Source organism: Vibrio hangzhouensis (genome assembly GCF_900107935.1).
In the GTDB taxonomy this organism is placed as follows: Bacteria; Pseudomonadota; Gammaproteobacteria; order Enterobacterales; family Vibrionaceae; genus Vibrio; species Vibrio hangzhouensis.
Window position 1 is genome coordinate 218,922 of sequence record NZ_FNVG01000005.1, and the last position, 14,740, is coordinate 233,661.

The following is a 14,740-nucleotide window of genomic DNA, read 5'->3' on the forward strand; positions in this document are numbered from 1 at the left end:
ATTGGAGGCTATCTCTACAGAGCGCGTTTCGAGGTAGCTAGCTATTTCCTTTTACGTCAAAATCGACTTTCTCTCCACCGGTGAACACCTGGAAACGTAATCCTTTCGCACGCGCGATAGTAGTAATGCCAAATTGCTTCGCCAAATCCAGTCCCATTTGGGTCACACCAGAGCGTGATAGCAGAACAGGGATACCCATTTGTGCGACTTTAATGACCATTTCTGAGGTCAGTCTACCTGTGGTATAGAAAATTTTGTCTTCGCCGCTTTCCTGATTAATCCACATTTCACCTGCTAGCGTGTCTACGGCATTGTGTCGGCCGACATCTTCCACAAACGACAACACTTCATCATCCCGACAGACAGCACACCCGTGCACTGCACCCGCTTTTTTGTACGTGTCGTTATAGTGGGTAAGCGCTTCAAGCGTGGCATAGATCTGTGATTGTTTCAGAGGTGTCTGTGGTACTTGATAGCCTTCCAGTTGCTTCATCACGTTGCCATACATAGTGCCTTGACCACAGCCTGAAGTGACGGTTTTTTTCTTTAGTGCCTCTTCCAGAAAATCGGTATTTTCGTTGGTGATCACGGCTGCAGAGTGAGTCTCCCAGTCTATGATCAAAGACTCGATAGCGGCCGGATCGGCTACAAACCCCTGATTTTTCAAGTAGCCCAACACGAGTGAGTCGGGTCTGGAACCCAATGTCATTAATGTGACTATCTCTTTCCAGTTCAACATAACAGTAAGAGGGCGCTCACAGGCTATTTGTTTGGTGAGCTTCTCACCGTATTCGTCATAGACGTCAACTTCGATGGTCTGCAGGGGATTTTCGCTTGTTCTAATAATGTTGGGTTTAACCACGCGTATATCCTTTTGGTCGGGCAGTAGTACTGGGCCATTGGCTTGATTATTGCTTAGTTTTCAACTAATGCTTAAACGATTATTACCAATAAAGTTTTTGCGCGCAAATAACTTACGCTAATTTAGGGATATGAAATGCAGTCAGAAACTCCTGAATCCATTCCTAGTCAATCTTCTATTTCTGATGTTCAACGGGTTGAAAAGAATGAACATCAATGGCCGATTCAAATCAACCTGGCTGTTGTTGAAAAGCAAGTCGGACGCTGGACGAGCACGCAGCGCGAACTTGAAGGCTTTCAATTACAAGTCACAGACAACGGCAAACCTCATGCCATCTTAGAGCTGTATCGAGATGAAAGAACAGACTATCGATTTAATCTGAGCTCACAGAATCCGATGTTATTCGTAGTACTCGATAATCATGATGAACTGAGCCTAAGACCAATAGTTGTGACGGCGTCACAAGCAGTGGCGGGTTCATTTATGGATGGGGATTACTTAGTGCTGTCTAAACCCATTCCACTGCCCATTCAGGCTTGGATGGAAGCGTTTATTGGAAGACATGGTGAGCTTCTCGAAGTAAGACGCAAGAAGCGCAAAGGAGCGGGGCGTTCAAGTGGCAAATAATTTTCTATCGCGCTGGTCGCAGCGTAAATTAGAGGAACAATCCGAGCAGCAGGCTAAGCCTGAAGAAGAGGCGGTTTTAGTAGATGAAGAATCAGTAGATCTTCCCTTTGCTGATGAACAGAGTAGTGCGCATGGGAATATATCAGATAACCAGGATCAGAAACCAGAAACGGATATTGATAGCGAAGATGGCGAACTATCGATATCTCAGCTACTCGCTAATACTGAGGTCGATAAAGCCGTCAAGAAAGCCGCGTTAAGAAAGCTGTTTATGCAGCCAGAGTTTAATGTTGTTGATGGGCTTAACGATTATGACCACGACTATTCTGCCGTCAAGCCGCTGGCTACTGACGTAGCAGAAACACTCAGAGGGTGGGTGAAAGACGTTGAAGAGAACCTTGAACAGCACGAAGAGCTTGAGGAGTCTGCCGTCGTAGCATCGCATGAAACAACGGTGCAAATTGATGAAGGTGAGCAGAACGACCTCGAAACCATCGAATCCGACCAACCACAAAAAGATGACGACCCATCAAACGTACAACCCTCATAAAAGTCTGATATGGAGACAAAATTTACCACAAAGAAAGTAGGTACATTTTGTCTCAACTTCATTTCTCATTGATTGAGACAAAATGTCTCACGCGACAAATAGCCTCAAAATCCCCAAGGGATATCACCCTAATTGTCTAATAAATAGAGCTTTTCTATCGTATTTATAGTTGGAACATTAATTGCAAACTAGTGCAAATGGTTCATATGAAACCAATTAATCGGAGCGTAAAGACTCCAACACTGGAAACAAGCGATGATAAAACAACTATTACAACAAGCGACATCTAAAAATGGACGTGCGCGTAGCTACGCGTTTGAAAATACCGTTGAGTTATCCAACTTAATACCGCCAACTGTAAGTTATGAAAGTCACGGCGACACACTTATCGTCGGGCCAACTGCCATTATTACGAGTACCGCTGAGCAATTAACGGCGATGCATTCGATCACATTGCTTTCCACAGACGGCGAGCCTTCTGAATATAACAACCTCTATTATGCTGATAGCATCGAAATTTCCGGATTCTTAGGTACCTTCAGCGTCTATATCAATAATAAAAATACGCATAGCAATCTAGCGGAAGTGTCTATTGGCAGAGACTGCTTTGATATTGTATTAGATCACTCCCTTAACGGCTGTATGTCGGAAGAAGTGCCTGTCCCTGGTTATTACCCTGTCGGCCGTGGTTACCCAGCACTCGCAGACGCACTCGAAGAAATTCCGGGTCTAATGGGTACGTTCGATAAGCCAAAGTATTTTCGATTGAACACCGATTTGTGCGCGCACAGCTCTCGTGGTGTTAAAGGCTGTGAGCGCTGTGTCGACGCTTGTCCGGCAGGTGCATTGAGTAGTCAAGGTAACGACAAAATCGGCCATAAGATTGAGATTAACCCATATCTTTGCCAAGGAGTTGGTACCTGCGCAACAGCTTGTCCTACAGAAGCGATTCACTATGCACTACCAACGCCTCAAGAAACTCAGAAGTTTATTGAGCGTACGCTCGCCAATTACCACCAACAGGGCGGTGAGAATGCCATCATCTTGATCTGCAGTTCACGCCATGAAAGCTACAACGTGATGGCGCTTAATGTGTTGCCAGATAATGTGATTCCGGTTGTGGTAGAGGAGCTGCCTTCTGTCGGTATTGATACCTGGTTTGCCGCACTGGTCAATGGAGCTACACAAGTCTTGTTTGCTGCAAGCCGCCATATGCCTGAAACCATTCAAACCGTACTCAATCGTGAAGTTAGCATGGGACAACAGCTACTTGAGAATCTCGGTTTGGCGCGTGAAACCATTGATGTTTTATACCTGGAATCACTGCGCGAAAGTATGCCGACGTTAGTTGAATTTGATTTTGGGCTTCGTCTTGGGGACATAGAAGGAAACAAACGACAAAGACTGTTCCACTCGTTGGATGCGTTATCCGCTAACCAGGGTGTAACTGACACCATTCAACCTCTTCCGACGACTGCACCTTACGGCACCGTTAATTGTGATACCGATAAATGTACATTGTGCATGGCCTGCGTTGCGGTGTGCCCTACGAAAGCGCTCTACAACAAAGGTGATAGGCCTGCTTTAGACTTTGTAGAGCAGGACTGTGTCCAGTGTGGAATGTGCGAAAAGGCCTGCCCTGAATCAGCTCTGTCTCTGACTCAGCAAGTCAATTGGGATAAAGCGGCCCGAACCAGTGTCGTTGCTTTGTATGAAGAGAAAGCGGCGGAATGTTTGAGTTGCGGTAAGCCTTTCGCACCGCAATCTATGATCACTATGCTTCAGGAAAAGTTACGCGGTCACTCTCATTTTGATAATGAGGCTGCACTGCGTCGTATTGCGATGTGTGAAGACTGCCGGGTAGTGGACATGTTTGAAAGCATGGCTGAAAACCCAGAACAACAACTGAAATACTAGGAACGGATGTCAATGGATAACGAAAATAACCAACTAAGAAGTGACATTTACCTGCTTATCTCGACCTTATGTCGCAGCGCCCCCGAGCGTGAACTGCTCGATTTTCTCTCTACTTTGGAAATTGAGTCGGGCATTAACCAAATGACGAGTGCATGGCAAGGGTTGGCAGCGGCCGCGAAAGTGGCAGAAGTCAGTGCGCTACAAGATGAGTATCAAGACCTGTTCATTGGTATCGGCAAAGGTGAGGTGATTCCGTTCGCTTCATGGCATTTAACAGGCTCACTAATGGATAAACCCCTGGCCGCCCTTCGAAACGATCTCGGCCTCTTAGGTCTTGAGCGTGAAGAGTCAGTAAAAGAGCCTGAAGATCATATTTCCGCGGTGTGTGAAGTGCTCGCGCACCTTATTGACCAACAGAAAGAGCAAGAGGCGAAAGCGTTCTTTAATCACCATCTTTCTCCTTGGTACACAGATTTGTGCCGTCAGATAGAAACTGCACCAAGTGCTCAGTTTTATCCTTCTGTCGCGGCGCTGATGCAAGCATTTTTCGATGTAGAGCAGGTGAGTTACGCGCAAAACCCAGGCACTACGCAGACGAAAATGAAAATAGACGTAAAAAATATAACCACGAAGTAATGTCAGCTAACGAGAGATGCCATCTCGAAGGATAGGTATCCACTCAGGGAGCAAACTATGAGTAAACAAACTAAACGTGACGATAAAAGTGATTTTAACGAGAATCGTCGAAACCTACTGAAGGGCCTGACCACCGCTGCTGTCGCTGGCGCTGTGATTTCAGGTACCGCACATGCCGCTACTGACACTGAGTTAGTTGACGTGAAACCCGATGACGAAAAGAAAACCGGTTATCGTGAAACACAGCATGTTAAAGATTATTACGACACACTGTAGGAGCAAAGCATGAAACTAACAAAACGCTCCGACAACGTGAGCAAAAATGAAAACAAGCTAGGACTTAGCCGTCGCGCATTTATGCGTAATTCTTCGATCGCGGCGGGTGGTTTAGCCGCGGGCGCGTATACGTTCGCACCTGGAATGATCAAAAAAGCGCACGCCGAATCGGTACCGGTTGACGCAAAAACTGAAGTCAAACGTACAATCTGTTCTCACTGCTCAGTCGGTTGCGGCATTTATGCCGAAGTACAAAACGGCGTGTGGACAGGTCAAGAGCCAGCGTTCGACCACCCGTTTAATGCTGGTGGCCACTGCGCGAAAGGCGCTGCATTGCGTGAACATGGTCATGGTGAACGTCGCCTTAAGTACCCAATGAAACTTGAAGGCGGTAAGTGGAAGAAACTGAGCTGGGAAGAAGCGATCGAAGAGATCGGTAACAAAGTTCTGGAGATCCGCAAAGAATCAGGCCCCGATTCCGTTTACTGGTTAGGCAGTGCGAAGCACAGTAATGAACAAGCGTATCTGTTCCGCAAAATGGCGTCACTTTGGGGCACTAATAACGTAGACCACCAGGCTCGTATCTGCCACTCTACTACAGTATCTGGTGTAGCGAACACTTGGGGTTATGGCGCAATGACCAACTCCTTCAATGACATGCATAACTGTAAGTCGATGCTGTTCATTGGTTCAAACCCTGCGGAAGCTCACCCTGTCGCCATGCAGCACATCTTGATAGCGAAAGAGAAAAACCGTTGCCAAATCGTTGTTGCTGACCCTCGTCGCACACGTACAGCAGCAAAAGCGAATCACTATTGTTCACTTCGCCCAGGTACAGACGTCGCGTTTATTTGGGGTTTGCTATGGCATATCTTTGCAAACAACTGGGAAGATAAAGAGTTCATTCGTCAGCGTGTTTACGGTATGGATGAAATCCGTGCTGAAGTTGCCAAATGGGGTCCGAAGGAAGTCGAACGTGTAACTGGCGTTAGTGAAGCCGATGTTTATAAAGCGGCTAAGATCCTTTCTGAGAATCGTCCCGGTAGTATTATCTGGTGTATGGGTGGTACTCAACACACTACAGGTAATAACAATACGCGTGCATACTGTGTACTTGAGTTGGCGCTTGGTAACATCGGTAAGTCAGGTGGCGGAGCGAATATCTTCCGTGGTCACGACAACGTGCAGGGTGCGACCGACTTAGGTGTCCTCTCTCATACGCTTCCTGGTTACTACGGTCTTGCTGACGGCTCATGGAAGCACTGGGCCAAGGTTTGGGATTTGGATTACGAGTGGGTGAAAGCGCGCTTTGATCAAAACGAGTATCGTGGCAAAAAACCAATGAACAACATGGGTATTCCTGTGTCTCGTTGGATCGATGGTGTGTTGGAAAACAAAGACAACATTGAGCAGAACGACAATATTCGCGCCATGTTCTACTGGGGTCATGCGGTTAACTCGCAAACTCGTGGTGTAGAGATGCAAAAAGCGATGCAAAAGCTGGACATGATGGTGATTGTAGACCCATATCCGACTCATGCAGCGGTTATGAACAATCGCACAGATGGCGTTTACCTGCTGCCAGCAACCACGCAGTTCGAAACCTATGGCTCTGTAACTGCATCCAACCGTTCACTGCAATGGCGTGACAAAGTTGTTGAGCCGTTGTTCGATTCAAAACCTGACCACGAGATCATGTACCTTCTTACCAAAAAACTTGGCTTTGAGAAGGAACTGTTTAAGAACATCAAAGTAGAGAACAACGAGCCGAATATTGAAGACATCACCCGCGAATTTAACCGCGGCATGTGGACGATTGGCTACACGGGTCAAAGCCCAGAGCGTATTAAAGCGCACCAGCAAAACTGGCACACCTTCCATAAAACCTCATTGGTAGCAGAAGGCGGCCCGATTAATGGTGAAACTTACGGACTGCCTTGGCCATGCTGGGGTACACCAGAGATGAAACACCCAGGTACCCATATCCTTTACGATACGTCGAAAGCCGTTGCCGATGGCGGTGGTAACTTCCGTGCTCGTTTTGGTGTTGAGTTTGAGGGCAATAACTTATTGGCTGAAGATAGCTATTCACTGGGGTGTGAACTTGAAGATGGCTATCCAGAATTTACAGACAGACTGATTAAGCAGTTAGGTTGGTGGAATGACCTCACCGAAGAGGAAAAAGCGGCAGCGGAAGGTAAGAACTGGAAGACCGACTTGTCAGGCGGAATCCAGCGCGTTGCTATTAAGCATGGGTGTATGCCTTTCGGTAACGCAAAAGCGCGTGCCATTGTATGGACATTCCCGGACCGCGTGCCACTGCACCGTGAGCCACTTTACACGCCAAGACGTGATCTGGTTGCTGATTACCCAACGTGGGATGACAGCGAATCCATTTACCGTCTGCCGACCATGTACAAATCGATACAAGACAAAGACGTATCTGGCGAGTACCCAATTGTTCTGACGTCTGGCCGATTGGTTGAATACGAAGGTGGTGGTGAAGAAACACGTTCTAACCCATGGTTGGCAGAGCTTCAACGCGAGATGTTTGTTGAGGTGAACCCGAAAGACGCTAATGACATCGGTTTCAAGGATGGCGACATGGTGTGGGTTGAAGGTGCTGAGAAAGGGCGCATTAAGGTGAAAGCCATGGTAACACCGCGTGTGAAACCTGGTTTGGCGTTCATTCCATTCCACTTTGGCGGTAAGTTCCAGGGCGAGGATCTCACTAACAAGTATCCAGAAGGTACCGTGCCTTACGTCATAGGTGAAGCTGCTAATACGGCGACTACCTATGGTTATGACCCAGTGACTCAAATGCAGGAAACGAAAGTCACTCTCTGTAACATTAAGAAAGCGTAAGGAGTCACCTAATGGCTAATATGAAATTCCTATGTGACACCAAACGTTGTATTGAATGTAACGGCTGTGTCACAGCATGCAAAAATGAAAACGACGATGCGCTTCAATGGGGTATCCAGCGTCGTCGCGTGGTTACCTTAAATGATGGTCTTCCGGGAGAAAACTCGATTTCTGTCGCGTGTATGCACTGTACCGACGCACCATGTATGGCGGTGTGCCCGGCAGACTGCTTCGAACGCACAGAAGATGGCATTGTGCTTCACAACAAGGATCTATGTATCGGTTGTGGGTACTGCTTGTTTGCTTGTCCGTTCGGTGCGCCTCAATTCCCTAAACAAGCGGCTTTTGGGGAGCGCGGTAAGATGGACAAATGTACATTCTGTGCTGGCGGCCCTGAAACTGAAGACAACTCAGAAGAAGAGCGTGCGAAGTACGGCGCAAACCGTATTGCTGAAGGTAAGTTGCCGATGTGTGCAGAGCTTTGCTCAACCAAAGCCTTGCTAGCGGGTGACGCGGCAAAAGTATCGGATATCTTCCGTCAACGCGTTGTTGAACGTGGTGCGAAAGATGCGGGCTGGACCGATGGTAACGACCTGGCTTACGACGCGACTAAGAGCTAATGGAGAGAGCGATGGCTATTTTGTCTAAACAACAAGGTTTGCTTGGCTCTGTCTTCCGATTGCTGCTGCCAGTGTTGGCAGCAGTGGTTCTAGCGATGTCGTTTGGCGTTCATGCTGAAGAAAGTAAGAGCAATAAAGTTGTTCAAGGTGAGATGACGCAGCTTGCTGGTGCAGACTATTGGCGCATGGTGCGAGAAGGTGTAGAGGGGACAACCACCTCTGCCTCTCCTGAGCACGGTGTGTTGATTAGTAAGCCCGGTGAAACGTGGTATATCTTGAAAGAAAAGTGGATGTCTCCAGCGGGTGCAGTCGCCATTTTCGGTAGTATTACGCTTGTGATTCTGGTGTATTTCATTGGTGGTCCGATGAAACTGTCTGGCGCTAGAACGGGGAGAAAGCTGCAAAGGTGGAGCCGTATGGATAGAGCACTCCACTGGAGCATGGCGTTTGTATTCTTAACGCTCGCTTTCAGTGGTCTGATGCTGGTCTATGGCAAGCACTTTATGAAACCATACGTTCCAACAGACTTGTGGGGCTGGACCGTTTACTTGGCGAAACAGTACCACAACTATATGGGGCCAATGTTCATTATTCTTCTGTTGTCATTACTGATTAAATGGTGGAGCAAATCCATATTCACCAAAGTCGATGTACAGTGGTTTATGAAACTTGGTGGTATGGCGGGCAAGCATAAGGGAAGTCACCCATCTGCGGGTTTCTCTAATGCAGGTGAGAAAGTGTTGTTTTGGATGTTGATCATTGTCGGAGCCGTGGTTGCGGCAAGTGGCCTGATCCTCGATTTTCCTATCTTCGGTCAAACGCGTCGTGATATGGAATGGTCTAACCTTATCCACATGCTTGCGGCACTGATACTCATTTGTGGCTTTATCTTCCATATTTATATCGGTCTGTTTGGTATGGAAGGGGCGCTTGAGGGTATGGTGACTGGCGAAGTTGACGAGACTTGGGCCAAAGAGCACCACGACCTTTGGTATGAGGACGTCAAACATGAGTTGGACAACCCGACGCCCGAACCTGAAAAATCACCTCCGAGCGATGCGAAAACACGTAGCGATTTGAGTTAAGGGAGAGAACAAGAATATGCACCAACAACACAAGGGTATTTGGATAGCTTACATTCTTAGCCTCTTTACGCCTTTTACTTTGTTACTTTCTGGCGTGATAGCGATTGTCTATGCGGGATATCGGCTAGACAAAGGCGAAGACAGTGATGTGGTTAATACGCATTACTACGGGTTAATTCGGACCTTCTTTTTAAATTTAACTTTCTTCGTCGTGCTTATTGTTACTGTGGCGACATCCAATGGACTACTAAAAGGTGTGACACACTATTGGTATCAGGCCACTTGGATAGACAAGATCGCAAATTTCATTCCTTACGTGGGGATGTTATTCGCATCTGTTGCGATTGTCGTGTGGATCATTCGTATGTTTGCTGGCATGAGTAAACTAAAACAAAATATTCCGATGACTTTTGGCGACTCACAGCAGCCGATTCGACAACTTCCATAGTAATAAAGGCTCCTAACGGAGCCTTTTCTTTGCCAGTCCAATTACGCCTGGAAAATTTAACGTGCTACATATTGGTGCGAACCATAATGGTGCTAACTGACCATATTGGTGCACATTAGTGGTTCTCGTTGATACACTTCAAATGACCACTTCGTATAAATTTCTTTATATTCAGTCGGTTAAAATAATTCCAACACCTAACGCTTATTTGGAACAGTAATTGCTCTGTAAGACGTTCTTAGTTTAACACTCCCTATTTTGGTGTGTATGCAACCATATGAAGCACAACTTTTGTGCATCCTATGATGGCTTGAATTTATTCGTATTAAAGGAGTAATCGATACATGTCCCCTTCGGTAGAGCAGGTACACGGTGCGGTACAAACATTAACACAAAGCTCAGACACGCTTTTCTTACTACTGGGTGCCATTATGGTGTTCTTAATGCACGCAGGATTTGCGTTTCTTGAAGTGGGAACGGTTCGTCAAAAAAACCAAGTCAACGCGTTGGTCAAAATTCTTGCAGATTTTGGCGTTTCCGCCATTGCTTACTTCTTTATTGGTTATTGGGTTGCGTATGGCGGGACTTTCTTTGCTGACGCAGAAACCCTTTCACAGGGTAATGGGTATGAACTGGTTAAGTTCTTCTTCTTATTAACATTTGCTGCGGCAATTCCGGCCATTGTTTCTGGTGGTATCGCTGAAAGAGCGCGTTTTTATCCGATTCTTCTTGCTACGTTCTTTACGGTCGGCCTGGTATACCCTTTATTCGAAGGCATGATTTGGAACGGAAACTTTGGATTCCAGACTTGGTTGGAATCTACTTTTGGGGCAGGGTTCCACGACTTTGCCGGTTCAGTTGTCGTTCACGGTGTCGGTGGTTGGATTGCATTGGTTGCCGTGGTATTTCTGGGCATGCGTAAGGGCCGAATTCGTGCTGGCAAACACACGAACTTTGCACCTTCCAATATTCCTTTCCTCGCTCTAGGCGCGTGGATTCTGAGCGTAGGTTGGTTTGGTTTTAACGTGATGTCAGCACAAACGTTAGAGGGGATCAGTGGTCTTGTCGCCATGAATTCATTAATGGCAATGGTTGGCGGTATATTGGCTTCCCTCTTTGCGGGTAAAAACGACCCTGGCTTTATCCACAATGGTCCGTTAGCTGGCCTGGTGGCCGTTTGTGCAGGCTCAGATCTCATGCATCCAATCGGTGCATTGATCACAGGTTCTGTGGCTGGCGTGTTGTTTGTTTGGGTATTTACGTACCTGCAAAATAAAACCAAAATCGATGACGTACTCGGCGTATGGCCACTTCATGGGCTATGTGGTGCATGGGGTGGTGTGGCTGCAGGCATATTTGGTCAATCAGCTCTGGGTGGTCTTGGCGGCGTGAGCTTTGCTTCTCAAGTTGTGGGAACGGTTGCCGGTATTGCTGTCGCTATTGTGGGTGCCGCTATTGTTTACGGTATTCTGGATAAAGTGACTGGTCTGCGCTTGTCTGAAGAGGACGAATTTAACGGGGCCGATTTAGCTATCCACAAAATCTCGTCAACGAACGAAGACTAAACCATTTTGACAGGTAAGGGGGTTACCCCTTACCTTTATTCCGCTGCATTCCTTTCTAAATTAGACCATGGTCTAATCCCCAAAACTACTGATGTTATTCGTTCCATGTTACTCTTATTAGAACAAAAATAAGTTAGCACAAGGAATGTCTATGAAGTTTCCCTACAAGAATGTTGTCGTACTGACAGGTGCCGGTATCTCCGCTGAGTCAGGCATTCAGACTTTTCGCGCTCAAGATGGGTTGTGGGAAAATCATCGTATTGAAGACGTTGCTACTCCTGAAGGCTTCGTCCGCAACCCGGACCTGGTTCAGAACTTCTATAACAAACGTCGTCAAAAGCTTCAACATGATCATATTGAACCCAATGCCGCACACCTTGCTTTAGGGCAACTCGAGAAAGCACTCGAGGGTACAGTAACAATAGTGACGCAGAATATTGACAACCTTCACGAGCGCGGTGGCAGTGAAAATGTCATCCATATGCATGGTGAGCTATTGCGTGCTCGCTGCGAAGAGTCTGGGCAGGTTATCGATATGCACGGCGATATCGTTACAGGAGACTTGTGTCACTGTTGTCAGATCCCAGCTCAGATGCGTCCCCATATAGTCTGGTTTGGAGAAATGCCACTGCGGATGGGAGATATCTACGCAGCGCTGGAACAAGCCGATTTGTTTATCTCTATCGGAACGTCAGGGGTTGTATACCCAGCAGCAGGATTTGTTCACGACGCTAAAATGCATGGTGCTCATACCATTGAGATTAACCTAGAGCCTAGTGCGGTGCAGAGTGAGTTTGAAGAGAAGCGTTACGGCAAAGCCAGTATCGAAGTTCCTAAGTTGGTGAAAGAGATCTTGGAGCTCCAGACTCAGGATAAAGCCGCATCATAATGAACGCGCGTTGTGTTTACACCAAAAAAAGCCCTCGCTTGCGAGGGCTTTAATTATTTAAAAATTAGCAGATCAATTATCTACTTTTAATTTCTGGAAGTATTCTTCGTAAAGCATCGCTGCTTCACCCACTTCATCTTGCCACGTCCCTGAATCCATAATTTCCTGTGGTGGGAACACGTTTGGATCTTCTGCAAACTCTTTAGGTAGCAGCGGGTAGGCGGCTTTTACTGGTGTAGGATAGCCAATTTCAACGGCGATCTTTGCTGCATTTTCCGGACGAAGCAAAAAGTCGATCATCTTATGTGCGGCTTCGGTATTTTTTGCGCCAGCCGGAATTGCTAAGCTGTCCATCCAGAAAATCGCGCCTTTTTCTGGCCAGACAATGTCGATCGATGCACCTTCCTGACGAGCCATATACGCAGAGCCATTCCAAAGCATTCCTAATGAAACTTCACCTGCCAGATATGGATTAGCAGGGAAATCAGAGTTGAAAACAAGGACATTTGGAACCAGTTTTCTTAGTTCTTCGTATGCTGCTTTTATTTCTTCCGGGTTGGTTGTATTTGGAGAATATCCCAACTTTGTCAGCGCAATGTGGAATACTTCACGAGAGTCATCCATCATCATTAACTGGCCTTCCCATTGTGGATCCCATAGATCGCCCCAAGAGTTGACCGCTGACTTGTCGAGCATGTCTGTATTGATACCAATACCGGTAGCGCCCCAAATATACGGGATTGAATACTTGTTGTCCGGATCGAAAGGTTTGTCCAGGTAGTTGGGATCTAAGTCTTTGTAGTGAGCAAGCTTATCTTTATCGATTTGTTGTAGCATGCCTTCTTTACGCATCTTAGAGACGAAGTACGTAGATGGTACGACCAAGTCATAGCCAGAACCCTGAGTCTTCAATTTAGCGTACATGCTTTCGTTTGACTCATAGGTTGAGTAGATAACTTTAATGCCTGTTTCTTTAGTGAAGTCTTCCAGAACCTCACTTGGAATGTATTCAGACCAGTTGTAGAAGTACAATTCTTCGTTGGCTGCAAACGCCGGGGTAGTGAAGAGAGTCGCCGCACAAAGTGCGCCTGCATACAATTTGCTTTTCATTACTTTTCCGTTTGTATTGGTAAACAAAGAGCCTCTTAGAGGCATGGTAATACGAGAGAGTAGGGAATTCTCGTACTACTTTGCACGCCATCACTATTTGATGTGCATCACAAGATTATATCAGCGAATGGTTGAATACTCTATCCGGGATTTTACAAAAATTAAACGTTTAGAATGATATAGGCAGTCTGGTATTAAAAAAGGTGGCAAATGCCACCTTAATTAAAAACAGAATGAAGAATTACTGACCAGCTTTCAGTTTCAAGAAATAATCTTCATAAATAACTGTCTTGTCGCCAACAGAGTCTTGCCATTCCACACGGTTCAGATCCTCCTGAGAAGGAAATAACGCAGGCACGTCTTTGAACTTCTCATTTGATTCTGTAACCGCAGTCAAATAGCCGGTGTCACGAGAAATCTGTTCCGCAATCTCAGGTCTTAGCAAGAAGTCGATCATCTTGTGAGCAGCATCGACGTTTTTCGCACCAGAGCTGATGGCAAAGTTATCTACCCAGCCAATGCCACCTTCTTTAGGAAACACGAGCTTAATAGGTAGCCCTTCGTTTTGTGCGGCTGCCGCTGAACCATTCCAAAGCATGCCTAAACCGACCTCACCGGACAGATAAGGTGCGCCTGGGTTATCAGAGTTGAACACCAGCACGTTTGGCATCAGTTTTTGCAGTTCTGCATAAGCCTCGTCTATTTGTGCCTTGTCAGTAGTGTTGCCTGAATAGCCAAGCTTACGAAGCGCAATATGGAACACTTCACGTGTGTCATCCATAAGCATCAGTTGACCTTTGAGTTCCGGTTTCCATAAGTCAGCCCAACTGGTGAACTCTTCTGGATCATACATATCAGTATTAACGGCCAGACCAGTGATTGCGACAACATGTGGAATAGAGTAGTCGTTGTTTGGGTCGTAAGGTTTATCCAGATAGTTAGGGTCAAGGTTGCTGAAATTTGTGAGTTTCGACTTATCGATTTTTTGCAACATCCCTTCGTCGCGCATTTTAGCAACAAAGTATGTCGATGGAACCACAAGGTCGTAACCCTGATTGTGTGTCTTTAGCTTTGCGTAAAGGGTTTCATTTGACTCGTAAGTCGAGTAGATAACCTTAATCCCTGTTTCTTTGGTAAATTGCTCAAGAAGGCTGCTATTGATATACGGCCCCCAGTTCATAAATACCAGTTCTTTATCTTCTTTAGCACTCACTGCTCCAGAGAGTAGAGAGAGTGCACATGCACTACCAGCTAAGAAAGTAGCCCATTTTTTCATTGACGTTAGCTCCA

General features: G+C 46.4%; 14 protein-coding genes. 11 read left to right on the plus strand and 3 right to left on the minus strand.

The window, feature by feature from the left end; translation table 11 throughout:
* Positions 1 to 37: 37 nt before the first annotated feature.
* Positions 38 to 862 carry a formate dehydrogenase accessory sulfurtransferase FdhD gene (locus tag C4S60_RS07495; RefSeq protein ID WP_103879718.1) on the minus strand — a complete coding sequence of 275 codons (825 nt, stop codon included), beginning with the start codon at positions 860 to 862 and terminating at the stop codon, positions 38 to 40.
* 135 nt (positions 863 to 997) lie between these two features.
* On the opposite strand from C4S60_RS07495, the gene C4S60_RS07500 reads away from it, so the two are divergent.
* The 11 genes from C4S60_RS07500 to cobB all read left to right on the plus strand — a co-directional run bounded on the left by C4S60_RS07500 (position 998) and on the right by cobB (position 12,340).
* Entirely contained in the window at positions 998 to 1,489 is a 492-nt protein-coding gene (locus tag C4S60_RS07500) for a DUF3305 domain-containing protein (protein WP_103879719.1), read from the plus strand.
* Entirely contained in the window at positions 1,479 to 2,039 is a 561-nt protein-coding gene (locus C4S60_RS07505) for a DUF3306 domain-containing protein (protein WP_103879720.1), read from the plus strand. The genes C4S60_RS07500 and C4S60_RS07505 overlap by 11 nt, the downstream gene beginning before the upstream one ends.
* 255 nt (positions 2,040 to 2,294) lie before the next feature.
* Entirely contained in the window at positions 2,295 to 3,956 is a 1,662-nt protein-coding gene (locus C4S60_RS07510) for a 4Fe-4S dicluster domain-containing protein (RefSeq protein ID WP_103879721.1), read from the plus strand.
* Positions 3,957 to 3,968: 12 nt separating this feature from the next.
* A complete protein-coding gene (locus C4S60_RS07515; protein ID WP_103879722.1) occupies positions 3,969 to 4,592 on the plus strand; it encodes a TorD/DmsD family molecular chaperone in 624 nt (207 codons plus the stop codon).
* A 57-nt stretch (positions 4,593 to 4,649) separates the two neighbouring features.
* Positions 4,650 to 4,868: a twin-arginine translocation signal domain-containing protein gene (locus tag C4S60_RS07520; protein ID WP_103879723.1), complete on the plus strand. Its 219-nt coding sequence runs from the start codon at positions 4,650 to 4,652 to the stop codon at positions 4,866 to 4,868.
* 9 nt (positions 4,869 to 4,877) lie between these two features.
* The gene (locus tag C4S60_RS07525) at positions 4,878 to 7,733 is read left to right on the plus strand and encodes a formate dehydrogenase subunit alpha (protein ID WP_103879724.1); all 2,856 of its coding nucleotides are present in this window, start codon (positions 4,878 to 4,880) and stop codon (positions 7,731 to 7,733) included.
* Between the two features lie 11 nt (positions 7,734 to 7,744).
* Positions 7,745 to 8,353: a formate dehydrogenase FDH3 subunit beta gene (gene fdh3B, locus C4S60_RS07530; protein WP_042501521.1), complete on the plus strand. Its 609-nt coding sequence runs from the start codon at positions 7,745 to 7,747 to the stop codon at positions 8,351 to 8,353.
* Between the two features lie 11 nt (positions 8,354 to 8,364).
* A complete protein-coding gene (locus C4S60_RS07535; RefSeq protein ID WP_103879725.1) occupies positions 8,365 to 9,438 on the plus strand; it encodes a formate dehydrogenase subunit gamma in 1,074 nt (357 codons plus the stop codon).
* Positions 9,439 to 9,454: 16 nt separating this feature from the next.
* Positions 9,455 to 9,886, plus strand: a complete 432-nt coding sequence (locus C4S60_RS07540; RefSeq protein ID WP_103879726.1) for a hypothetical protein — start codon at positions 9,455 to 9,457, stop codon at positions 9,884 to 9,886.
* Positions 9,887 to 10,230: 344 nt separating this feature from the next.
* Positions 10,231 to 11,451, plus strand: coding sequence for an ammonium transporter (locus C4S60_RS07545; RefSeq protein ID WP_103879727.1), 1,221 nt, complete (start codon positions 10,231 to 10,233; stop codon positions 11,449 to 11,451).
* A 151-nt stretch (positions 11,452 to 11,602) separates the two neighbouring features.
* Positions 11,603 to 12,340 (plus strand): Sir2 family NAD+-dependent deacetylase, encoded by a 738-nt coding sequence (cobB, locus tag C4S60_RS07550; protein ID WP_103879728.1) that lies wholly within the window; start codon positions 11,603 to 11,605, stop codon positions 12,338 to 12,340.
* Positions 12,341 to 12,412: 72 nt separating this feature from the next.
* Here cobB and C4S60_RS07555 read toward each other — a convergent pair whose 3' ends face one another.
* Positions 12,413 to 13,450, minus strand: a complete 1,038-nt coding sequence (locus tag C4S60_RS07555) for an extracellular solute-binding protein (RefSeq protein ID WP_103879729.1) — start codon at positions 13,448 to 13,450, stop codon at positions 12,413 to 12,415.
* 241 nt (positions 13,451 to 13,691) lie between these two features.
* On the minus strand, positions 13,692 to 14,726 hold the full coding sequence (locus tag C4S60_RS07560; protein ID WP_103879730.1) for an extracellular solute-binding protein: 1,035 nt from the start codon (positions 14,724 to 14,726) through the stop codon (positions 13,692 to 13,694).
* Positions 14,727 to 14,740 lie beyond the last annotated feature (14 nt).